Source organism: Pleomorphochaeta naphthae (assembly GCF_055396005.1).
The window spans coordinates 185289-208683 of the sequence record NZ_AP042457.1 but is presented as its reverse complement, the minus strand read 5'-3'; the positions used below and the strand labels follow the sequence as shown (position 1 = coordinate 208683).

Below are 23395 nucleotides of genomic sequence, written 5' to 3'. Positions count from 1 at the left end.
TGTAAATAAAATAAAATTGCTCACATATATAAATTAATTTATGTTAAATAAAACTAAGCTTTTTCTATCCCCTTTAATTAAAGGTTCTTGGCGTGAAATATTGCTAAATATATAATCATAAATATTATCAATTGATATTATGCCATTATTTAAAGCTGGTATTTTATCAATAATTGAGCCAATTTTTACATCACTATCATTCTCGTACCCTAAAGATCTTAAAAAATAATAAGAAAAAATACTATTTGCATGGGCAACCTCTAAAGTTCTTGTATCAAATGATAACTCATCTGGCCTTGTTGAAGCCATAGCAAATATGTCATTTACGACAATATTATCATTTTTATAACTAAAATACTTATCATATAGTTCTGGTAATGTATCGACAAAACTAGTAGTTATTGTATTTACTGTAGAGTTACTGTCCATTATAAAAGAACCACTCCCACATGAATCTAATACAACAAGAACATTACAATCTAAAGAACTTAAATGATTATATAACCAAGAAAGCTCGACAGATTCTCTAACTTGTTCGTCAGTGCCTTCTGGAAGTCTTAAAGCTCCATCGTCTGTTTCATCACCATGACCACTATAATAAAAAATTAGAATATCATTTTCATTTAACGAGTCAAAATTAGTAATTGTATTTCCAAATGTTAAATACTCTGATATTAAAGTATATTCATCTTTATCAAAATCACCATCATATACATTTGCATCAATGTTTTGACCATTTTTCAAATCGTTAAATAGGTTTTCTAAATTACTTTTATTTGGGTAATTATCATTTGGAATAATTGAAATCCCTGTTTGCTGAATAAAAGGAATATATACAAAAGTTTTTTCACTCTTTGAAGATAGATTTGATAAAGCATAAGCTATCTCTCTAATATCATTTGGAGGATTAACTAATCCTTTATTATCCCCCAAAAGAGTTTCACTATTTCCATCGTCATCTATATAATCTAGACCTACACCAACTAGAATTAATCTCCCTGGGGTTTGATCATATATCAATTCGCAGCTAACAAAAAGGCATAAAGATGTAAATGATAAAAATAGGATTACTATATTTCTAAATCTTTTCATCTTTTACCTCTTAAAAAAAGAATAACAGATTTATCATATTAATAAAAGACAAAAAAAATGCCGGTCAATAGACCGACAAATAAATTACAAATAAATTACTTAATTCTCTTTGCAGCATCTTTTAATAATTCATCAAGTTTTGCACTTGGGTTTTCAAATTTAGCTAAGAAAATCATAGCAGCAATGATATAAGGTTTGAAGCTAGCTTCTTTGTAAAGAGGTACCATGTATTTATCGAATACAGATGCATCAACTTCACCTTGTTCACAAGAAACACCTGTGATATCAGCTGGTAAACAGTGCATGTATAAAGCTTCACCGTTCTTTGTTAATTTCATCATCTCTTCAGTACATGCCCAATCTTTAAATTTAGCATTATTTAATAAACATTTTTGTTCGAGTGCGTCAAGCTCATCAAATTTCTTTTCTTCAACAAGTTTAGTTCTTTCTTCCATGATATGGAAAGGAGCCCAGCTTTTTGGGTAAACAATATCAGCATCTTTAAATGCTTCTTCCATTGAATTAACTTTCTTATATGATCCACCGCTCTTCTTTGCATTTTCAGCTGCAATTTCTTCAACTTCAGGCATTACATCATAGCCTTCTGGATGAGCTAATACAACGTCCATTCCAAATCTTGTGAATAGTCCAATAATACCTTGAGGTACTGATAAAGGTTTACCATATGAAGGACTATAAGCCCAAGTCATTGCAACTTTTTTACCCTTAAGATTTTCTACTCCACCAAATTCATTGATTACATGTAGCATATCAGCCATTGATTGTGTTGGGTGATCGATGTCACATTGTAGGTTAACTAAAGTTGGTCTTTGTTCTAAAACACCATCATCATAACCTTCTTGTACTGCAGTTGCAACATTCTTTTGGTATGTATGACCCTTACCAATGTACATATCATCTCTGATACCAATTACATCAGCCATGAAACTAATCATGTTAGCAGTTTCTCTAACAGTTTCACCATGAGCGATTTGGCTTTTCTTTTCATCTAAATCTTGAACTTCTAAACCTAATAAGTTACAAGCGCTAGAAAATGAAAAACGAGTTCTAGTTGAGTTATCACGGAAGATTGAAATAGCAAGTCCACTATCAAAAACTTTAGTAGAAATATTATTCTCTCTTAGACCACGGAGAATCTCCGCAACCTTAAATACTGCCTCGATTTCATCATCACTTTCTTTCCATGTATGGAAAAAATCATTTAGATACATGTTCTTTGTATCAAGAGCACCAAGCTCTTTAATCATTTGTTTAATTAAAGCCTTATCTTTTTTCATAAGAGACTCTCCTTAGATTTGTTGTTTGAATGAGTGTACTATACCATGTACACTCACCCTTGTAAAGTTTTTTTGTTGCATTTTGTTGCAATATTTTATTTTATTTTGCCCATCTCTCTAAGAATTTTTTCAGGAGTAAATGGCCAGCTTCTACACCAGACACCTACTGCATCATGAATAGCAATAGCTATTGCAGGAGCTGCACCGTTTGTAGCAATTTCTGAAATAGATTTAGCTCCATAAGGTCCCTCATCATCATCGATATCGATTAATTTAACTTTAAAATCCTCAGGCATTTCATTTATCATAGGAGGACAATAATCTGTAAAGTTAGGATTTAGAGGATTAACGTTTTCGTCATATTCTAATCCTTCATACAAAGAGTGTCCAATTGATTTTAAGGCTGCACCGTAGATTTGGCATTCTGCTAATTCAGGATTGATTGGAGTACCTGCATCTTGTAATGCATAGAATTTTTGGACTTTAACTTCACCTGTTTTAATGTTAACTGCAACTTGAGCAAAATGAGCACCATAAGGAATGGAATTAACCATAGTAGTAAAGGAACCTTTACCCATAAGTTGGCCATTTCCTGTTCCAGAAAGAGCTGTATGACATAATGTTCCATAATCAAGCTCTGCTTTAGTTTTATAGCTAACAACTTTTCCAGGATAATCTAAGTAAAGATCTTCTTCTTTCTCATTCATTTGGAAAGCTGCTTCTTTAATTATTGCTTTTGCCAAATCTTCTACTGCTAATCTTGAAGCATTCCCTGAGAAATACGAACCACTAGAGGCATAAGCACCTGTATCAAAAGTAGTTGAATCTGTATCACCACTTGTTACAGTAATTTTATCTAAAGAAATTTTCAAATTCTCAGCAGCAATTTTAGCACTGATTGTATCTAAACCTGTTCCTAAATCTGCACCACCACTAAATAATTCAACAGAACCATCACTAGTTAATTTTGCCCAAGCATTTGAGTGATCGAGACCTGGTAAGCCAGACCCTTGTTGGATCATTGCAAAACCTTTACCGACTTTCCAATCAGGATCTGAAGATTTTTCTTTCTTGCCCCAATTAATCATCTTTGCACCTTCATCAATTGCTTGTGCTAGACCGCAAGAGCCAACAGGTACAACATTTCCTTCTCTTCCTTCACCTAAACCTCGGAGAATTTCTAACATATAGCCTTCTTCTACGTGGTTTTTCTTTATCACATCAAGATAATCAAGATTTAATTTTTCAGCTAACTCTGCAACAGTACACATTAGAGCATATGTACCTTTTGGTGCACCATAACCTTGATATGCCCCAACCATTGCAATATTTGTATAATATGTAACTACATCAAATCTCATATTATCTACTTTAAATAGTGGCAATACTTTAGAACATGAGTTCATTGGAACTGTTAGACAGTGTTGTCCATAACAACCTGTATTTGCTTCAACTAGCATATCAATAGCAGTGATCTTACCATCTTTATTTCCACCAACTTTAACTTTTAGTTTCATTGGATGTCGAGTAGCTGAAGTTAAAAATTGTTCTTCTCGAGTATTTTGGTAGAAAATATCTAAACCGGTATCCCAAACTGCAAAGCCTACTAAATCTTCAACTGTAACATCTTGTTTTGAACCGTATCCACCACCAACTCTTTCTTTGATTACTCTAACTTTATTGTGTGGAATGCCACAAATTCGAGCAACAATACGTCTAACATGGAAAGGTACTTGTGTTGATGTATGTAATACTAAACGGCCTAAATCAATTTTTCCAAAACAAACAGAAGGTTCTAATGGAGTACATTGTATTTGGTTAGTTCTATATGTTCTCTCAATAACACAATCAGAGTTTTCAAATGCCTTATCAACATCTCCAATTTGACCCTTAGCTTCAGATGCTATATTTTTCTTAATATTTGCATGAATTGGGAAAGGATAATGAACTATACCATCTCTAGGATCACAGTCTTTATTTAGCTCATCTAAATTATCTGGTGCACCAACACCAAATGAGATTTTACTATTATGTATTATTGGAGCATCTTCTGCTTGAGCTTCTTCAACGCTTAATACAGGTTTTAATACTTCATATTCAACTTTGATTAAATCTCTAGCTTTTAGAGCAGTTTCTTTATCTCTTGCAACAATAGCTGCTACTCTATCTCCGACCATCCTAACTTTCTCATTGAACAATCTTTTATCGTGAGGAGATGGCTCTGGAGCGCCTTGTCCTGCATGAGTATAATGAATTTTAGGGGTATTTAAATGAGTATAAACTTTATCTACACCATCTAAAGCTTCTGCCTTTGATGTATCTATACTTTTAATATATGCATGAGCATAAGGAGATCTTAAAACTACCATTGCATGAGCATTGGGTGTTACTTTATCTTCTGTAAAACATTTATCACCTGCTACTAAAGAAGCTCCATCTATTTTACTTACGTTTTTACCAATATATTTTAATTGCTCTCTATATTCATCAGCAATCTTTGTCTTATATTTGCCATAATCTCTTAGCTCTGTAGCTAATTTAACTGCTAAGTAATAATTCTCATAACCAGCATCACGAATGAAAAGGGATGTTAATACATCTTTAATTTCTTCTTTTGTTGGATATTTAACATGTTCTAATAACCAAGTTAATAAAAGAGCTGCAGCTGGTGCATTATAAGCAGATTGAACAATTCCTGCATCTATCATGGCTTGTTGAACATAATTTACATTTCTTGAATTTCCTAAGCTCTCGGCTGTTCTAATTTCTTTACCTTCAACTTGTAAAGGAGACATAAGATTAGAAAAGGATGGAACATCATTAACAATGATTGTGTCAGAGCCAGCAAAACCTTCAGCATTATCACTATCTCTGACAGTATTATATCCTGCGTTAAACAATGCTTCACGAAGACTCATGCCTTCTTTATATTCTAATTTTTTTTCTATTCCATTAATAACACATTTAACAAAACTCATTATTTTGTTCCTCCTTTTGCTTTCTCATACATTTGTGCAACTGCGACAGAAGTAATATAACGTTTATATGAGGCAGAACCTGTCAAATCATCTTTTGCATTAATCGCATTTGCAATAGCAAATTCAACATCAGCACTTGAACTGTAAGCATCGTTTTCAATAGCATTTTCTACATCACTAAATCTTTCAACACCTGTGCCTTTTATAGCAGCAAAGATCCTAACTTCATCTAGTTTTTCATTTTTAACTTTTGCACCAAAAGAAACACAAACTGCTGAATGAGCATGACTTGTTTTAGCAAATCTTTTTGATAGCACAATCCTATCTTCATTTGGAAGTACAACAGCTACTAAAAGTGTACTAGAAAAAGAATCATGATTAGAATGATATTCTCTAATTGGTAAATTATCTTCAGTAAATACTCCATTTGAAGTTAATCCTGAAGTAATTAATCTTGCTTTTGCTGCAAGTAAGGTTGGCATCAAATATGAATCATCACTGCCGAAGGCTAAGTTTCCTCCAATAGTAGCACTATTTCTTAATGTTCTTGAAGCACAGAATTTGGCAGCTTCTTTCAAATATTCAGGGATGTCTTTTGATTCAATCAAAGCTTGTAAAGTTACACAAGATCCAATTTTTACCCCTTCTTTAGTAACCTCAATTTTATCAAGGCCTAATCCTTCAAGACTAATAGCACCTTCATATTTCAAATTAGAATTAAGACGATTAATTTCAGTGCCACCTGCATAAAAAGCATAATCAGGGTATTCTTTTTTCTTAAGTAATGCTTCTTTTACATCATTAACTTTTAATAAATATTTAATCATTATTTGACTACTCCCGCTCTTTTGAGCAAATTCTCGCTTACTTCTCTTCCTTTTCTAGCAAGTTCATCTTCATTATAGCCGACGAGTCTACCTTCATCGACAACAACCTTACCATTTACAATAGTATATGCTGTATTATGATTAGTCCCACAGAATAATAGAGAAGCTGTACTATCACTGTGTGAGCCAGCATATGGCAATGTTGATACATCAAATATTGCAATGTCAGCTTGCCATCCTTCGTCTAATAAACCAACTTTATCAAAACCAAGCATCTTAGCTCCATTATATGTTCCCATCTTGAAAATATCTGAAGCTGTTACAGCTGCTGCCCCATATTTTACTCTTTGTAATAATAAAGCAGTTCTCAATTCTCCAAGCATATCGGAACTATCATTACTTGCGGAACCATCTACAGCAATACCAACATTAATTCCTAATTCTTTCATTTCTTTAACTCTACATATACCACTACCAAGTCGCATATTACTAGAAGGACAATGTGCTATATTAGACTTTGTATCCCTTAGATATTCTAACTCTTTATCGTTAAAATGTATACCATGAGCAAAGAAAACATCGCTTCCAACCATATCACATTCTTCCATTAATTCTAATGGTCTGCACCCATACATTTCTTTACAGAAATCTGCTTCATCATAGGTTTCACATAGATGGGTATGAATTCTAGCTCCATATTTCCTTGCTAACTTACAAGATTCTTTCATTAAATCTTTAGTAACAGAAAAAGGTGAACATGGGGCAAGAACTATTTTGTGCATTGAATCTCCCCCATCTTGATGATACATCTTAATGCATCTCTCACTATCTTCTAATATTTCTTCTGTTGTTTGAACTACAGAATCTGGAGGTAAGCCTCCATCTTTTTTAGAAAGACTCATTGAACCACGAGTTGGAGAAAACCTCATACCTAAGCGGTCAGCTGCTTCAAACTGAAGTCCCATCAAATCACCTTTAAATCCTCTTGGATATAAATAGTGATGGTCAGTTGATGTAGTACAACCTGTTTTTAATAATTCAGCCATAGCTAAACTACTACTAACATAAACTGCCTCCTCATCGATGTGTTTCCAAATATCATATAAATAAATCAACCAATCGAATAATTCAGCATTTTGAACTGCTGGAAGGTTTCTAGTTAACGTTTGATAAAAATGGTGATGAGTGTTAACTAATCCTGGAATTACAACATGATTAGAACAATCAATCACTCTACAAGTAGAATCTACTTTAGCTTTCCCCTCTTTATAGATTTTTTTAACCTTACCATCTTCGATTAATAAATCAGCACCAGATAGTGATGGTTTATCAAAACTTGTTTGAAGACAGAGAATATCTCTCAATAAAATTTTGCTAGACATTTTTAACTCCTCGTGTTTATATAAGCTTTTTCAAAAAAGATAGAACATTTAAAATTAGTAACTTATTTCATTATATTTTAATTCAATAAATGGTATCTTTAACGCAATTCAGCCGTAGCACACGCCACGGCTGATTTATTTGCTTTCCAATACCTTATTTTTCTAAGCTATAAGGAAGCATTGCATAAAATGCAGAACAAATTTCTAAGTCTTTAACACGAGTGATTTCGTTTGGAGCATGTGCTTGATCTTCATCACCAGGGCCAAAACCTATAGCTGGAATCTTATGACGGCCAGTAGTTGCTACACAGTTTGTTGAGAAAGTCCATTTATCAACAACAGGTGTTTTTTCAAATAATGCTTTGTGAGCTGAAACACCAGCTTGAACAAGTTTGTGGTCTTCTGGAATTTTCCAAGTTGGGAAGTATAATTCTTGTGAATATTCTTTTTTAGTCCAACCTGTTTTACCATATCTTGGCATTTCAACAACAATATCTTCTTTCTTATCACCAGTTGCTTTTGAAACGTATTCTAGTACTTGTGAAATAGCTAAATCAGCATCTTCACCCCAAGTTAAACGTCTATCACAATATAGCATAGCATAGTCAGAAACTGCACATTGTGAAGGACCTTTTACATCCATTTGGCTTACTGTAATAGTTCCTTTTCCTAAGAAATTATCATCATCTGGTTGTAAATCTTCATTCAATTGTTCAATTGCTAAAGCTGCTCTAGCTGCTTTATATGAAGCACTAACACCTCTTTCTGGAGCACTACCATGACAAGAAATACCTCTTAAGATAATTCTAATTTCCATACGTCCACGGTGTCCACGATATAATCTACAACTAGTTGGTTCTGTTGATACAACAAAATCTGGTTTGAAGTTTTCTTCTTCAATTAAATATTTCCAACACATACCATCACAATCTTCTTCCATAACTGTGAAAGTAAAGTAACAAGTATATTCACCATCATAACCTAATTCTTTAAGGATACGGCCTGCAGTAATCATAGATGCTGCTCCACCTTTTTGGTCAGAAGTACCTCTTCCTAATACTAAACCATCTTTGATTTCGCCTGAGAAAGGATCAAAATCCCAGTTCTTCATATTTCCAACTTCAACAGTGTCAATATGAGCATCAAAAGCAATTTTCTTAGGACCATTACCGACTCTACCAATAACAGAACCTAAACCGTCAATTCTTACTTCATCAAAATTTGCTTCTTTACATAATTCAACTATAAGACGACAGACATCTTCTTCTTTGCTACTATAACTTTTTGCTTGGACCATTTTAGAAAGGTTTTTCGCTGTGTAATCAGAATACTCAGCAGCTTTTGCTAAAATTTGTTCATTAATTGTCATTTGTGTTTCTCCTTGGCTATATGCCTTATTTATAATACAATTTATTTTTTTATTTTATGGAGCTAAGGTATCAACTTTTTCCCAAACTCTCTTTGCAACTTTACTTGCTTTTTCATATATTTCATCAACATCGATACCAACAAATTCTCGATTATCATAAACTAGATTTCCGTTAATCATTACTGAATGAACACAATTAGAACTCATTCCCCAAATGAAATGCCCTGCAGCATTATCACTTACTAATGGAGTTGGACTTTTATAATCAAGTAATGTTAAATCAGCTTTGTAACCTTCTTTGACTTGTCCATATTTTCCATCAAAATATGTTCCAATCAAATCATTTCCTCTATTTAAAGCATCAACAAAACTATTTGGCCACCATGGTCCTTTTTCATCTCTATGTTCAAAGAATCCAATCTTTAATTCTTCAAACATATTTCCACCACAACCATCTGTACCTACAATTAATTTATCTACCATTGGAAGTTTATTGTTATAACCTATTTGATTATTCATATTACTTCTTGGATTGTGAGCAAAGAAACATTTGTGAGCATTTAAAGTGTTGATTTCATCTTCACTTAAATAGATGCCATGAACTAATAAACTATTTTCATGAAGTAAATCAAAATCTTCTAATCTTTTTACAATATCTTTACCATAAATGTGATGAGAGTGAATTTGATCATAATCGCCTTCTGCAACATGAATGTGAATACCACAACCTGTTGTTTTACAAGCTTCACTCATTAACTTTAGACCTTCATCAGGAATTGTGAATGGAGCGTGACCACCTATCATAGCTTTTACCATGGAACTAGTTCCACTAGTTGCAAAGTCAACATTTTCTTGAACGCCGGCTTCAACTTCTTTCATTCCACCATTTCTATCTGTGACTTCATAACAAGTCATACCTCTCAGTCCTACTTCTTCCATACCTTTCTTAATTGTTGAAAGAGAACCTTTAATGTAATTAGGACTTGCATGATGATCTACAACACTAGTTGTTCCAGCTGCTATTGCATCAAGGGAACAAATTAAAGATGAATAATAACAAGCTTCTTCATCTAAGGCTCTATCTAGTCTCCACCACCATTCTCTTAAAATTTGTATTAAGTCAGTTTGTGGACCAGCATTAACTAACATACCTCTAGATAAGCCACTGTAATAGTGGTGATGTGCACAGACATTACCAGGTATTAAAGTTTTACCTTTAGCATCGATAATTGTAGCACCATCGCTAACTAAATCCTTACCAATGCGGGCGATAGTATCGCCCTTAACTAGTACATCAACACCTTCTGTTACTTCAAAAGGAGCTTTTGTTTGCATAATTCTAACATTTTTAAATAATGTATCCATATCTTTATTGTCCTATTCGTCTACTTCGCCTAAAAGGTAACTATATGATAAGAAGATTTCTTCTATGATAGCGGCAACTTCATCGCTAACTCCTTCATCTCCTTCTAGCATACCTTCACCATTTATTTCACAATTATATAATTTGCCATCCAATCTAACTAATACTTCTGAACCATTTACTAAGAAACCAGGATTAGTTGAATTATCGAAATCGTCTCTTCTTGAGAATAGAGTTAATTTTTCTTTATAAGGAGCTTGATTATAAGGACAGAAAGTTCCACAGTTTCCACATTCATTACAATAAGCATCTAGGTGGACGATTTGGAATGGATCTTCAAATACACCAGTATTTCTAACATCGATAGCTACGTTTGCTCTGTTTGGACATACTTCAACACATTTGTTACAGAGGTATGAACATTCATTACATCTCTTAGCCTCATTTTCTAAGAATTCTTTAGTATCTTTATCTATAGGTAATGTAATATTGCTCTTTTTAACTCTTAATTCTCTAAAGTATTGATCTTCTTCAGCTGTTAATTCTTCAATATCTACATCATCATGGTCATGACAACCACATTCGCAATCATCTCCATGTTCCTCTATATCTTCAACTTCTTCTAAATCTTCATCATCCATGCCTTCTAGAACTTTATCAACACAGGCTTCAACAGCTTTTCTAGCAGAAGCTATACATTCTACAACAGTAGATGGTCCACTTACCATATCTCCAACCATATAAACATTTTCAATTTCTGATTCTAAAGTATTTTTATCACAAATTACTTTTCCTCTTTCGTCTACAGGAAGGCCATAATAGTTAACTGCATCTTCATCAAGATGTGAAGCAATTGCACTAATGATATTATCACAATCAATTGTGAAAGTTTCATCTGTTGCAACAGGACGTCTTCTACCTGAAGCATCAAGCTCTCCTAATTCCATCTTAACTAAGGTTAATTTACCATCTTTATATTCACTAGGATTTGTTAAGAATTTAAAGTTTATACCATCTTCTAGAGCAAATTCATATTCTTCTTTATCAGCTGGCATTTCTTTCAAGCTTCTTCTATAAACAACAGTTACATCTTCAACACCTTCAACTCTCTTAGCTGCACGAGCTGCATCCATAGCTACATTACCAGCACCTAATACAACAACATGTTTACCTAAGCGAGCCTCATCACTTCCTTTTCTATAAGCACGAAGGAAAGGTAGTGCTTCTTTAACAATATCATCTCCACCTTTTAGTGAATAAGGATTATCTTTTTCTGTACCTAATGCAAAGAAGATATAATCAAACCCTGCAGCTTTTAATGCATCAATTTTTACTTCTTCTTTTGATGAACCAAATTTAAACTCAACTCCATTAGCCTTGATAAATTCAACATCACTATTAACAGCTTCCTCAGGAATTCTAAATTCTGGTACTACATTCTTTACTACACCACCTGCTGATTTTTCTTTTTCAAAAACAGTTACTTTAAATCCAGAACGTGCTAAGAACATTGCAGCAGAGAGTCCTGCAGGACCTGCGCCAACAATAGCTGCTTTAAAATCAGAAGTTTCAGTTGGAGCAACCCACATTTCTTTAAATCCTTCAAAGCCATTTTCTACAGCTTGTTTTTTGATTTCACGGATTTTAACTGAACCTTCATAATCCATTCTTGTACAATGAAGTTGACATTGATGATCACAAATTGTACCAGTAATATATGGTAGAGGGTTTTTTAAATAAATTACAGCTAGAGCATCAGCATATCTTCCTTCACCCATTAATGCTACATAATCAGGAACGTCTTGATGAATTGGACAAGCTGTAACACAAGGGGCTACATAACAATCTGTTAAAGGTAAATCTTCATATACTTTAGCTCTATCAGTACCTCTAAATGCTTTATCTAAATATTCACTTTCTAGACATCTTTTTGCTAATTTATTTAATTTATCTACATCGATTTTTTTCATATCCCAAGCAGAACTTCTATCTAGAATATTGGCCATTTGAACCATTCTGCCGTAACCGCCTGGATGTAACATATCTGTTGCAACAGTAATTGGTCTAATTCCTGTTTCAAAAATATCAGTAATTGTTAAGGCATTAGCTCCACCTGAATAAGAAACTGGTAGTTCTCCATTAAATTCAGTAGATAATTTAGCTGCTACATTAACTGAAATAGGCATTAATGCTCTACCACTCATGTACATTTCATCACCAGGTAGTTGACCTTGATCGTTAACGGAACCAAGAGTATTTGTCAATTTAACACCAAATCCTCTTCCTTCTTTTTTAGCTAAATCAACTAATCTGTGCAACATACTAACTGCATCATTATATTGTAAATCATGGTCGAAAGAATCTCTTGATAGATGAATGTAATCATAACCCAATTTATCTAAAATATTTCTAACACCATCATAACCTAATAATGTTGGGTTTAACTTTACAAATGTATCAATTTTCTTTTCAGTTAACATGTAATTACAAATAGCTTCGATTTCTTTAGGAGGACAACCATGCATTGTACTAATTGTAACAGATTTACAAATATTGTTAGAAATATGATTAGTTAAATTATCTACTAATTTTTCTTCTAAACCTGCGAATGGTGTTCCAGCCAACAAATCTCCTTCTTTTAATAAGGAATTAAGTTCTTCTAAATATTCTTTAAAACGAGAATCATTATTTGCATCCATCATAGAATTAATGAATTGTTGCATTCTATCTGTTTTAATTCCTTCTAGATTATATCCAACACTCATATTAAATATAAAGGAAGGATCTGTTACTTCTCCTTTATTTAATAGAGCTTCAACTAAATGACAAACAATCCAAGCTTTAGCATATTCGTCCCAAGCTTTTTCTAATGTATATTCTGTTGACCACTCAACATTGTAGCCTTCGTCTCGAGCATCAATACAAGGTTTAGCAATTTCTAATCTATCCATGATTTGGACAGTTTTTAACTCAATAAAGCGTGCACCTGCTAGGTAACTTGTTATTATGTTTTGAGCTAACTGAGTATGTGGTCCTGCAGCTGGTCCAACATATGTTGTACAGCTTTGGTTAAAAACATTGCCTTTTTTTTCTCTTTTATCTACAAAGAATTGTTCTTTGTCTAATGAGAAGATTGACCCATGATTTTTATATTCACCTAATACTCTGTTTATTAATTCCCCAAAAGGAACCGGACGCATAATGTCTCCCATGTGTTACTCCTTGATTTTTTTCCATGTTAAGCTAGAAAAAATAGCCCTAGCCCATTTCTATTGTAATAAGAATTCCCGTGTTGTCAACAATTTTTTGCAACAAATTGCAACATTACCATTTCTGGGTTTTTAATATAGGGGAATTAACATTTGTATACAAGCATAAATATAGTGTTTTATAAATTTTTTTAGTGATTTTTTTATTTTTCTAAATTTAAAATTCCAAACATCATTTTATAGCAAAATATTTTTGGAATAATTTAACACAAATCACATAAAACATTTTATTATTTTACGTTATACATATTTTATACTTAATTTTTGTAAAGATTAAAATATGATCTATTATGAACTTACAGTTTTAGGCTTTTCTATAATCTTTGTTAATATGAAGATTAAAAGAGAAAAAATAAAAACTAATATGGGTAGGCTTTTATATCCTAATTTTATCATTACAATTCCCATAATAGGGGGCATGAATGCAGAACCTAAATATGCACTAGCCATCTGATAACCAATAATTTTTGGACTTTGTGCTGATCCAAATCGCCTTGGGGTTCTATGAATCATAGAGGGATAAAGAGGTGCAAAACCAAAGCCTATTATTAATATACTAAAAATTGAGATAACCGTATTTATATTTAAAAACATAACAAAAGCTGATATCGCAGAAATTATGGCACTTAAATATATCATATTAATGATACCTATTTTTTCTGAGATTAACCCTGAAAGGATTCTGCCAGCTGTAATTCCTATAAAGAACATAGATGCAATTCTTGCGGACATTGCTACATCTACATTTAAATAATTAACACTATATGTTGAAACCCATATAAACATAGCTGTTTCGGCTGAACAATAAAAGAAAAAAGCCAACATTGCTAAATAAGCGCTCCAAGATCTCGAAGTTCCCTCTATAATTATTTTAGAACGATTGCTTGTATCAACGCTTTTATCTATAGGTCTTTCAGTTTTGTCAAAATTTTTGACGAAGAAAAATTGTATAATTGCGAGAAATAACTGAATGGAAGCTATTACTCTATAACCAAATCTATAATTATTAGAAGAAAGTCCAATACTTAAAATTAAAGGACCTAAAGTTGCACCTAAGCCCCAGAAGGCATGCAAAAAAGACATATGTTTTGCTTCATAATTCAAAGCTACATAATTATTTAGTGCTGAATCTATTGCTCCTCCACCTAAACCTAAAACTATTGATAGGGGAATTAAAAACCAAAATGTTGGAGAAAAAGAATAACCGAACAAGGCAAAAGATGTCATCAATGTTGATATTGCTATTGTTTTACCAGTCCCTAGTGTTTTGTTTAACCACATCGCAGATAAAGAGGCCAAAACAGTACAAATACAAGTTGTAAAAGACAAAATCCCAGCATATTCTGTTGGAACTTCTAATACTAAATGTAAAATTGGCCATGCTGAACCTAATAAACTATCAGGCAACCCTAAAGAAATAAAAGTGATATAAACTATTACTAGTAATAATGTCATTTGATAAAACTCACTGAAAATATAGTTGCCTTTGATATTAATCTATATTGAACAATAAATCTAGTAAACTTAGGTATATTGCTCTTTCTTTATAAAAAATGTAGAATTCTAATAATATTATGTTATTGATGACAACATTGATATTGTTTTTTAAATTTGTAAATTAGCATGCTTTTTATTGCTTTTTTCCACTAATCTTAACTTTACATTCGTCTAGTAAATATTGTTTAGTAACCTATTGTTGAATTCTTATGAATACATCAATAAATATTAAAATTTTAAGGAAAAGCGAAAAAAAGCTATAAAAAAAGTAAATATTTGCATTTTTTACTTTACAAATTTGAATTTTCTAACAATACTATGTCTAGTTAAATATACAATATTTCTTGGAGGAAATAAATTTATGTTGATTAATTTAAACGTTAACCCTGAAGTTAGGGCTAAAAACGTAAAGCGTTGCAAAGAAAAAGGTATCCTTTTACCTACATTTAAAGAAATGATTGATCCATCATTAGTTTCTGATGACATCAAGAAAAAACTTGATAATACTGGCTTATGGGATGTAGACCCTGTAAACCTATATAGAATTACATGGCACAATCAACCTGTTGCTAAAGGTGGAGAATTTGGTGGTGTTAACTTTTTAGAAGTACCTCATGAAATTACAGGTGTAAAAGCTAGAATTATTGCTTTATGTGGTAAATGGTTCCCTTGTGGTGTTCATAAAGTTGGTGCAACTTATGCTTGTTTAGCTCCTGCTCTAGCTTCTGGTAACTTTGACTCAGTTGATCAACAAGCTGTATGGCCATCAACTGGTAACTACTGCCGTGGTGGTGCTTATAACTCAGCTCTTTTAGGCTGTCAATCAATCGCTATTTTACCTGAAGAAATGAGTCAAGAACGTTTTAATTGGTTAAAAAGTGTTGCTGGTGAAGTTATTGCAACTCCAGGTTGTGAATCTAATGTTAAAGAAATCTTCGACAAGTGTCATGAATTAGATGCTGAAAGAGGTTCTCATATTGTAATATTCAACCAATTCGAACAATTTGAAAACTACCTATGGCACTATGAAGTAACAGGTAGAGCAATGGCTGAAGTACTAAAACAACTAGGTGTAAAAGATGAAAATGTTAAAGCTTATGTAAGTGCAACTGGTTCTGGTGGTACTCTAGCAGCTGGTGATTACTTAAAAACTATTTACCCTACAATTAAAATTGTTGCAGCTGAAGCTCTACAATGCCCAACCTTACTTAGAAATGGTTTTGGTGGACATAGAATTGAAGGTATTGGTGATAAACACGTTCCTTGGATTCACAATGTTAAAAACACTGACATGGTTGTTGCTATTGACGATAATGACTGTATGGATACATATCGCTTATTCAACGAACCTGAAGGTATTAAATACTTAGCATCAAAGGGTGTTAAACAAGAAGATTTAGATAACTTATCTCTATATGGTATCAGCGGCGTTGGTAACGTTCTTGGTGCTATGAAAGTTGCAAAATACTATGAATTAACTGAAGAAGATGTTGTATTTACAGTATTAACTGATTCAAGTGAAATGTATACTTCTCGTATCAAAGAATTAGAAGAACAACTTGGTGTTTGTGATCATGACGAATGTGTTAGAATTTATTATCAAGCTCTAATGGCTCAAAACATTGCAAACATGAAAGAATTAGGATACTACGATAGACTAGCTATTCATAATCTAAAATATTATACTTGGGTTGAACAACAAGGTAAAACTTATGAAGAAATCAACCGTCAATGGTATGATAAAGACTATTGGACTGAACTTCCAAAATTAACTGCAAAAATTGACAAGTTAATTGAAGAATTTAACGCTGATATTTTAGCATAGTATCCTCATTGAGGAAAATAATTATATAAATTATGGGGACATGCATTTTTAGCATGTCCCTAACTATAGAAGGATAATAAAATGCGTTTTACTTATGAATGTAACGATTGTAAAAGAGTTTTTGAAACTGATGAGGTTGTTTACCAATGTCCTCATTGCTCAAAAGAGCAAGAAGATAATACTTTCCCAAAAGGAAATTTAATTGTTAAATTAAATAAAGATGACTTAGCTAAATTGAAAGAAAAAGAACATGTTAGCATGTATGACTTCTTCCCTTTCGAAGTACCAGATAAAGATGTTTATCCTGTTGGCTCTACTCCTCTTGCAAGACCTAAGAGATTAGCTAAAGAATTAGGTTTAAATAATCTAACTTGCAAATTGGATAGTGCTCTACCTTCAGGTTCTTTTAAAGATAGGGCTTCCCAATTAATTGCAGCTCAAGCTTTACATTATGGTATGGATAAAATTGCTTTAGCTTCTACAGGAAATGCAGGAGCTGCAATGAGTTGTGCTGGTGCTGCTTATGGATTGGATATTATCTTATTTGTTCCTGAAACTGCTCCTGTAAACAAATTAATGCAGAGTGTATTATATGGTGCAACTGTTGTTCCTGTAAAAGGCACTTACGATGATGCCTTTGCACTTAGCATAGCTTATACTGATGAATTCGGTGGAATTAATAGAAATACTGCATATAATCCTATGACTATTGAAGGTAAAAAAAGCGTTTCAATCGAACTTTTTGAACAAATGGGAAGAAAAGTACCTGATGTAGTTTATATCCCTGTTGGTGATGGTTGTATTTTTGCTGGTGTATATAAAGGTTTCTATGACTTATATGAAGCAGGCTTAATAGAGAAGATTCCTCACCTTGTTTGTTCTCAAAGTACAAAGAGTAATGCTATCTCACAAGCTTTTAAAAATAATAATTTTAATGCAATTGAAAAAGCTTCAACTAGAGCTGATTCAATCTCTGTTTCTTCTCCTGCTAATGGTAGAATGGCTGTTAGATATATTAAAGAGAGCAAAGGTTGGTGCGTAGAAGTTGAAGATGAAGCTATAATTGATGCTCAACTTGAATTAACTAAAAAAGCTGGAATCTTTGTTGAACCTGCTGCTGCATGTGCTTGGGCAGCTTTAAAAGAAGATTCTTCTCATCTTAAAAAAGAATTTGGTGAAGATGTTAATGTTTGTGTTCTTTTAACAGGCACTGGTTTCAAAGATATGGCAGTATTTGAAAATAGAGTTTCTATCCCTCAAGCCATAGAAAACAGCAAAGAAGCTGTAATTAAAAAATTTAGTAAATAATACTTCTAAAAAGTCCTCTTTTGAGGGCTTTTCTTTTACAAACTTTTGACAAACATAATTCTTTAGAGTATTCTTTTATCTATCGATGGAGGAAATATGCAACAATTTTTAATAGGCCTTGGCATTGGTGCCGCTCTAGCATTAGTTGTTTTAATTTCAATGAGTGCAAGAGCTCATAAAAAAGAACTTGAAGCAAAAAAAGAAATAAATAGACTAAAGAATATGTTAACAGATAGAATGGATCTCGAGAGTGAAGGGATTCAAAAATTAAAAGCTGAGTTAGAACAATATAAAAAAGAAAATGAAAATCTTAGAATTACAGTATCAACATATTCGCAAAAACCAGGAAGAAAAGAAATTGCAAGACTCCACGTTTATCAACTCGCAGCCGATCGTTTAACTCTTAATTCACCTGGCTTCGGTGCTGCATGGCAAGCTTCTCTTAAAGAAAGTGAAGAAGAATTCCAAAAAACTTTTAAAGGAATTCAACCTTTTATTAGAAGAGTAATCCCATTAAAAACAGATGCCCAAGTTATTAACCAAATAGAAGAAGATAAATAAATTTAAAAATAAAAAAACCCTTAATTATTTATAGAATCTAAATTAAGGGTATTTTTTACTACAAAGTACTTTTTCTTCCTTCAATAATTGCACGTCTAACTTTTTCATTTATATTTTTTTCAAAAGGAACAAAAGAGTTCGTTTGATACTCACAGAGAAATTTACCATTATAATCTTTTAAAAGTGGAAAAATTTCTTTAAAAGGAACTTCTCCTAAAAAAGGAGGTAGGTGAATATCTCCTAAACCTAGTTCTCTCCTAACACCTTCTTCCATAGTATCATATTTAACTCTGTTAAAGATTCTGCTTTCTTCAAATTTTCCAGTATTATCATTTAAATGAATGTGACCTAGATATGGCAAAGAACTTTTTAATGCTTCAAAAAAATCAAAATGATAGTATCTTGAAGCTAAAAAAGCATGGCCAGTATCAAAAGTCATCTTCAAATTCGCCAAATTTAATGATGAAATCAAATCTACAACAGGTTCTACCCTCTCTACCTCTATATTTTCTAAACAAATCAACACATTTTTCTCAGCTGCATATAAACAACCTTTTTTTAAATACTCTTTAAATTGTTTCTCTTTTAGGCTATCACGACTCTTATTTTCAAAATGTACAACTAAAGGATTAGCTCCTAAAATAGAGGCTACATCTATTGAGGATTTGAAAAGTGCATAATGCAAATTAATATTATCATTCCTAAGATCTAAAGCCCGTCCTATATGAGCTGAATAATTAAGACAATGTTTCTCAAATTCTTCTTTAATCAATAAAATCCAAGGTTTATATAGTTTTCCTCCTATTATAAAAGGGAACATATCAACATGAAATTCAGTAAAATCAAAACCTACATTTTCTATTCTATCTAATGTCGTGGATAATGCATTTATAGTATTACAATGTGGTAACTTTATTCCAATCTCTATTTTGTCACTACTCATTATTTTTTTCTTCTTTAATTCTTTGTAATACATCCTCAACTGTTTTTGAAAAAACTCCAGGTTGTTCCATTTTCATGCTACATAAAGTTGAGGCAAACTTTATTGATTCTTCAATATTATGAGATATACGCCAAGCTAGATATGAAGAAAAAGTTGTATCTCCACGACCTGTTCTTCCACTATTATTTTTATTTGTATATGGTGAATAATAAATCTTATTATCACTTAAAACCATAACTTGAGTATTATGGGTTAACATTACTTCTTTAGCTCCCCATTCTCCAATTTGCCTTATAGCTTTTTCAGGATTTGAGTAACCTGTTAAAATTTCTGCTTCAGCTGCGTCAACTTTAAAATATGTCAAATATGGGATAAGCTCTATTTTATTGCTCCAATCTACAAGCTCCATATTTCCATTTTCATCACTTTTTCTCAAAACTCCTTGGGCATCAAGAGCAACTTTACCTCTTTTAGCTAAAGGTTTTATTAGGGAATCTTTGATTTCTCCAACAAACAACCCTGCTAAATAAAAAATTGATGAATCTATATTATCTAAATCTGATAAGGTAAAACTATCAGCTTTAGACAATAATCTTACTTTTCTTCTTTCCTTATCTTCTGTAAAATATTTATTTAAAATAGAAGTCATTTCTTTTGAATCTTTTATAATCCAATTAACAGAACTATCTAATAATTCTTGTTTTAATGATTCTTCAGATTTGGGTAGTTTAGAGATAACAGTAAACTTTATATCAGTTGCGTTTATTGCAGCAGCTGCATAAATTACAGCCCCTCCAACATTTCTAGTCTCTTTTTCTTTATAGTCTATCATTATATCGCGAGATATGTGACCTATTAAAACTATATCATTATTCATTTTCACCTTGTTCCTCATATGGTAATACGTGCAAACTATTTTGTTTAAATGCTACTGAAACTTTACTTCCAGGTTTAAATTGAATAGTATCTTGTGGATCAGAAACTTCCACATTTAAAATCTGTCCATCATCAAGCTTTATCTCATAAATTATTTCGGAACCATAATAAACAGAATTAATTATTGTTGCTTCTAACATATTAATGGCATCTTTTTCCATTTGTTTAACAACAATAGATTCTGGACGAATGACAAATAAAACTCTATCCCCTTTTTTTATTTGTTTATTCCAATATGGTGCTTTTATAATTCTTCCATGAGTTTTAATAACAAACCAATTATCTTCAATACTCTCTACAATTCCATCTAAGAAATTTACTTTGCCAATAAAACCAGCAACAAATCTATTTAAAGGATGACTATAAATTTCACTTGGAGTGTCAACTTGTTGAATTTTACCTTCACTCATAATTACAATTCTATCACTAATTGTCATAGCTTCTTCTTGATCATGAGTTACATAAACTGATGTTATTCCAACACTTTGTTGAATCCTTCGAATTTCAAGTCTTGTAGATACTCTCAACTTAGCATCTAAGTTTGACAAAGGTTCGTCAAACAAAAGAACTTTAGGCTCTAAAATCATAGCACGAGCTAAACTTACTCTCTGTTGTTGTCCACCGGACAATTCCCTAGGTTGTCTATCCTCAAGTCCTGTTAAACCTATAGTATCCATCATCTTATTTACTTTTTTATTGATTTCATCTTTACTTAATTTTCTAATTTCAAGTCCATATGAAATATTTTTTCTGACAGTCATATGTGGAAAAAGTGCATAGTTTTGGAATACCATAGAAGTAGGTCTCTTATTTGGAGGAATATTATCCATTTGAGTTCCATCTATGTAAACATGTCCATCAGAAGGAGTGTGAAAGCCTGCAATCATTCTTAAAGTTGTTGTTTTTCCACAACCTGAAGGACCTAATAATGTTACTAATTCTCCCTCTTTAACATCTAAATTTATATGATCAACTGCAGTAAATTTATTTGATTGAGAACCAAAAACCTTTGTTAAGTTTGATAGTTTTAGAAATTGTTTATTCATATTCTTTCCTATTTATTTTTCCATATTGGAAAAGTTCATGCCTTTTCCTATCTTATTTGTAATTAACTGAATTACTCCTAAAGCAACCACAACTATTGCAATAAGTAATAAACTCATTGCAGCAGCTTGTGCATATTGACTATTATCAACAAATCCCAAAATCGCAACAGTTATGAGATTCCACTTACCAGAAACAACGAAAATTATTGCACTTATAGCAGTCATTGATTTAACAAAGCTATTTGCTAAACTAGAAAATAAAGCTGGGGTTATCATTGGTAAGGTTATTTTCTTAAATGTTGTACCACTATCAGCACCACAATCTATTGAAGCTTCCTCAATTGATGGATCAATTTGATTTAATGCTGCAACACCATTTCTAATTCCAACAGGCAAATTTCTAAATATTAATAAGGTAATAATAATAGTTGCAGAACCCGTGAGTGTAATAGGCATCATTTTACTTGGATTGTTAAAAGCTAAAATATAGCCAATACCTACAACAGTTCCAGGTACTGCAAAAGTTAACATTGCAGAGAGTTCCATTAAATTCTTTCCTATAAATTGTTTTCTCGTAGTAAGATATGCTATAAACATACTCAAAACACCTGTTATAGGAGTTACGATCAAGGCTATTACTAAAGAATCTTTAATGTAGGCCTTTCCGGAATCCCACATATCAATATAATTTTTAAGAGTAAATGATGAATCAACTCCCCATAATTTTTGGAACGAACCCCAAACTACCATGCCATAAAATAAAACAACAACAGCTGCAAAAAATATGCAGAAAAAATATATTGGAGCTTTCACATACCATTCTAGATTCTTAATTGTGGAAGCAGTAGGTTTTCCTGTTACTGTTACATATGATTTTTTTGCTAATAAATATCGTTGGATATAAAAAGCTAAAACAGTTGGTAATAGAAGTAAAATAGCCAAAGTTGCACCTCTAGGTAAATCATACATACCTGTAATTTGTAAATAAGCTTGAACAGATAATACTGAAAAATCGCCAGAGAGAATCATTGGATTCCCAAAATCTGCTAAGGATTGAATAAATACAAGAAGCCATGCACTTACTAAACCTGGAGTTGAAAGAGGCAAAATTATTGTTCTAAAAACTTTTCCTCTTGAAGCTCCACAGTCTGATGCAGCTTCTTCTAAAGAAGGATCTATTGCTTGTAGAATTCCAACTAAGGCAAGAAAAGCGGTAGGTGTATAAGCTATTACCTCAACAATAGTTAAACCTGTTATACCATAAATATTTCCAATTACCCCGCTAAATAGCCCTGAACGGCCAAAAAGCAATATACAAGCTAGGGCAACTACAAATGGTGGGGAGACCATAGGAAAAGTTGCTATGAGACGGAAAGCACCCTTTCCTTTCATAGGTGTTCGTGTAATTGCATAAGCAAATACAAAACCAAAAAAGGTCCCTATAGTTGCTACAATTACACCTAATAATAAACTATTAAATAATGGTTTTATATAATAAGGTTGTGTAATAACTTCCCTAACATTCTCAAGACTTAAATGACCTTCATATGTTAAACTCGTTTTTAAAACTTGAAAAATTGGGAATATTACGAAAACAATTAAAAGATAAAATATAACAATAATAGAAACCAATAAAAAAGGTTCTCTTGCTATTTTTTTCATATCTCCTATTGCTACGGATTTTTTATTGCTCATTTGATT

16 protein-coding genes are annotated in these 23395 nt (G+C 32.3%); 3 read left to right on the top strand and 13 right to left on the bottom strand.

The window, feature by feature from the left end:
* Positions 1-33: 33 nt before the first annotated feature.
* The 9 genes from ACZ5SO_RS00910 to ACZ5SO_RS00870 form a co-directional block, all read right to left on the bottom strand.
* Entirely contained in the window at positions 34-1092 is a 1059-nt protein-coding gene (locus tag ACZ5SO_RS00910) for a caspase family protein (RefSeq protein ID WP_464626135.1), read from the bottom strand.
* A gap of 95 nt (positions 1093-1187) precedes the next feature.
* Positions 1188-2390, bottom strand: coding sequence for a knotted carbamoyltransferase YgeW (gene ygeW / locus ACZ5SO_RS00905; protein WP_464626133.1), 1203 nt, complete (start codon positions 2388-2390; stop codon positions 1188-1190).
* Between the two features lie 95 nt (positions 2391-2485).
* Positions 2486-5368 carry a molybdopterin-dependent oxidoreductase Mo/Fe-S-binding subunit gene (locus tag ACZ5SO_RS00900; RefSeq protein ID WP_464626131.1) on the bottom strand — a complete coding sequence of 961 codons (2883 nt, stop codon included), beginning with the start codon at positions 5366-5368 and terminating at the stop codon, positions 2486-2488.
* On the bottom strand, positions 5368-6195 hold the full coding sequence (locus tag ACZ5SO_RS00895) for an FAD binding domain-containing protein (protein WP_464626129.1): 828 nt from the start codon (positions 6193-6195) through the stop codon (positions 5368-5370). The genes ACZ5SO_RS00900 and ACZ5SO_RS00895 overlap by 1 nt, the downstream gene beginning before the upstream one ends.
* Complete coding sequence (locus tag ACZ5SO_RS00890; RefSeq protein WP_464626127.1) at positions 6195-7577, bottom strand: 8-oxoguanine deaminase; 1383 nt, start codon at positions 7575-7577, stop codon at positions 6195-6197. Before ACZ5SO_RS00890 ends, ACZ5SO_RS00895 begins: the two co-directional genes overlap by 1 nt.
* A gap of 154 nt (positions 7578-7731) precedes the next feature.
* A complete protein-coding gene (locus ACZ5SO_RS00885) occupies positions 7732-8946 on the bottom strand; it encodes a YgeY family selenium metabolism-linked hydrolase (protein WP_464626125.1) in 1215 nt (404 codons plus the stop codon).
* 54 nt (positions 8947-9000) lie between these two features.
* Positions 9001-10311 (bottom strand): putative aminohydrolase SsnA, encoded by a 1311-nt coding sequence (ssnA, locus tag ACZ5SO_RS00880; RefSeq protein WP_464626123.1) that lies wholly within the window; start codon positions 10309-10311, stop codon positions 9001-9003.
* 12 nt (positions 10312-10323) lie between these two features.
* Positions 10324-13521 carry a putative selenate reductase subunit YgfK gene (gene ygfK, locus ACZ5SO_RS00875; RefSeq protein ID WP_464626121.1) on the bottom strand — a complete coding sequence of 1066 codons (3198 nt, stop codon included), beginning with the start codon at positions 13519-13521 and terminating at the stop codon, positions 10324-10326.
* A 345-nt stretch (positions 13522-13866) separates the two neighbouring features.
* Positions 13867-15033: an MFS transporter gene (locus ACZ5SO_RS00870; RefSeq protein WP_464626120.1), complete on the bottom strand. Its 1167-nt coding sequence runs from the start codon at positions 15031-15033 to the stop codon at positions 13867-13869.
* A gap of 403 nt (positions 15034-15436) precedes the next feature.
* On the opposite strand from ACZ5SO_RS00870, the gene ACZ5SO_RS00865 reads away from it, so the two are divergent.
* The 3 genes from ACZ5SO_RS00865 (at position 15437) to ACZ5SO_RS00855 (ending at position 18769) form a co-directional block, all read left to right on the top strand.
* Complete coding sequence (locus tag ACZ5SO_RS00865; protein WP_464626118.1) at positions 15437-16900, top strand: pyridoxal-phosphate dependent enzyme; 1464 nt, start codon at positions 15437-15439, stop codon at positions 16898-16900.
* Between the two features lie 81 nt (positions 16901-16981).
* Positions 16982-18208: a threonine synthase gene (locus ACZ5SO_RS00860; RefSeq protein ID WP_464626117.1), complete on the top strand. Its 1227-nt coding sequence runs from the start codon at positions 16982-16984 to the stop codon at positions 18206-18208.
* A 96-nt stretch (positions 18209-18304) separates the two neighbouring features.
* The gene (locus tag ACZ5SO_RS00855; protein ID WP_464626116.1) at positions 18305-18769 is read left to right on the top strand and encodes a hypothetical protein; all 465 of its coding nucleotides are present in this window, start codon (positions 18305-18307) and stop codon (positions 18767-18769) included.
* Between the two features lie 58 nt (positions 18770-18827).
* Here the strand turns inward: ACZ5SO_RS00855 and ACZ5SO_RS00850 are convergent, their stop codons facing one another.
* From ACZ5SO_RS00850 to ACZ5SO_RS00835, 4 genes are read right to left on the bottom strand one after another with little or no spacing between them, the layout of a single operon-like run.
* Positions 18828-19712, bottom strand: coding sequence for a sugar phosphate isomerase/epimerase family protein (locus tag ACZ5SO_RS00850; protein WP_464626115.1), 885 nt, complete (start codon positions 19710-19712; stop codon positions 18828-18830).
* Positions 19705-20589: a PfkB family carbohydrate kinase gene (locus tag ACZ5SO_RS00845; protein ID WP_464626113.1), complete on the bottom strand. Its 885-nt coding sequence runs from the start codon at positions 20587-20589 to the stop codon at positions 19705-19707. Before ACZ5SO_RS00845 ends, ACZ5SO_RS00850 begins: the two co-directional genes overlap by 8 nt.
* Positions 20582-21694: an ABC transporter ATP-binding protein gene (locus tag ACZ5SO_RS00840; protein ID WP_464626111.1), complete on the bottom strand. Its 1113-nt coding sequence runs from the start codon at positions 21692-21694 to the stop codon at positions 20582-20584. Before ACZ5SO_RS00840 ends, ACZ5SO_RS00845 begins: the two co-directional genes overlap by 8 nt.
* Before the next feature lie 12 nt (positions 21695-21706).
* Positions 21707-23389, bottom strand: coding sequence for an ABC transporter permease (locus tag ACZ5SO_RS00835; RefSeq protein ID WP_464626110.1), 1683 nt, complete (start codon positions 23387-23389; stop codon positions 21707-21709).
* Between the last annotated feature and the right edge of the window lie 6 nt (positions 23390-23395).

Coding starts and splice junctions, on each gene's coding strand:
- ACZ5SO_RS00910 (WP_464626135.1), bottom strand. CDS start 1,092: ATGAAAAGATTTAGAAATATAGTAATCCTATTTTTATCATTTACATCT.
- ygeW (WP_464626133.1), bottom strand. CDS start 2,390: ATGAAAAAAGATAAGGCTTTAATTAAACAAATGATTAAAGAGCTTGGT.
- ACZ5SO_RS00900 (WP_464626131.1), bottom strand. CDS start 5,368: ATGAGTTTTGTTAAATGTGTTATTAATGGAATAGAAAAAAAATTAGAA.
- ACZ5SO_RS00895 (WP_464626129.1), bottom strand. CDS start 6,195: ATGATTAAATATTTATTAAAAGTTAATGATGTAAAAGAAGCATTACTT.
- ACZ5SO_RS00890 (WP_464626127.1), bottom strand. CDS start 7,577: ATGTCTAGCAAAATTTTATTGAGAGATATTCTCTGTCTTCAAACAAGT.
- ACZ5SO_RS00885 (WP_464626125.1), bottom strand. CDS start 8,946: ATGACAATTAATGAACAAATTTTAGCAAAAGCTGCTGAGTATTCTGAT.
- ssnA (WP_464626123.1), bottom strand. CDS start 10,311: ATGGATACATTATTTAAAAATGTTAGAATTATGCAAACAAAAGCTCCT.
- ygfK (WP_464626121.1), bottom strand. CDS start 13,521: ATGGGAGACATTATGCGTCCGGTTCCTTTTGGGGAATTAATAAACAGA.
- ACZ5SO_RS00870 (WP_464626120.1), bottom strand. CDS start 15,033: ATGACATTATTACTAGTAATAGTTTATATCACTTTTATTTCTTTAGGG.
- ACZ5SO_RS00865 (WP_464626118.1), top strand. CDS start 15,437: ATGTTGATTAATTTAAACGTTAACCCTGAAGTTAGGGCTAAAAACGTA.
- ACZ5SO_RS00860 (WP_464626117.1), top strand. CDS start 16,982: ATGCGTTTTACTTATGAATGTAACGATTGTAAAAGAGTTTTTGAAACT.
- ACZ5SO_RS00855 (WP_464626116.1), top strand. CDS start 18,305: ATGCAACAATTTTTAATAGGCCTTGGCATTGGTGCCGCTCTAGCATTA.
- ACZ5SO_RS00850 (WP_464626115.1), bottom strand. CDS start 19,712: ATGAGTAGTGACAAAATAGAGATTGGAATAAAGTTACCACATTGTAAT.
- ACZ5SO_RS00845 (WP_464626113.1), bottom strand. CDS start 20,589: ATGAATAATGATATAGTTTTAATAGGTCACATATCTCGCGATATAATG.
- ACZ5SO_RS00840 (WP_464626111.1), bottom strand. CDS start 21,694: ATGAATAAACAATTTCTAAAACTATCAAACTTAACAAAGGTTTTTGGT.
- ACZ5SO_RS00835 (WP_464626110.1), bottom strand. CDS start 23,389: ATGAGCAATAAAAAATCCGTAGCAATAGGAGATATGAAAAAAATAGCA.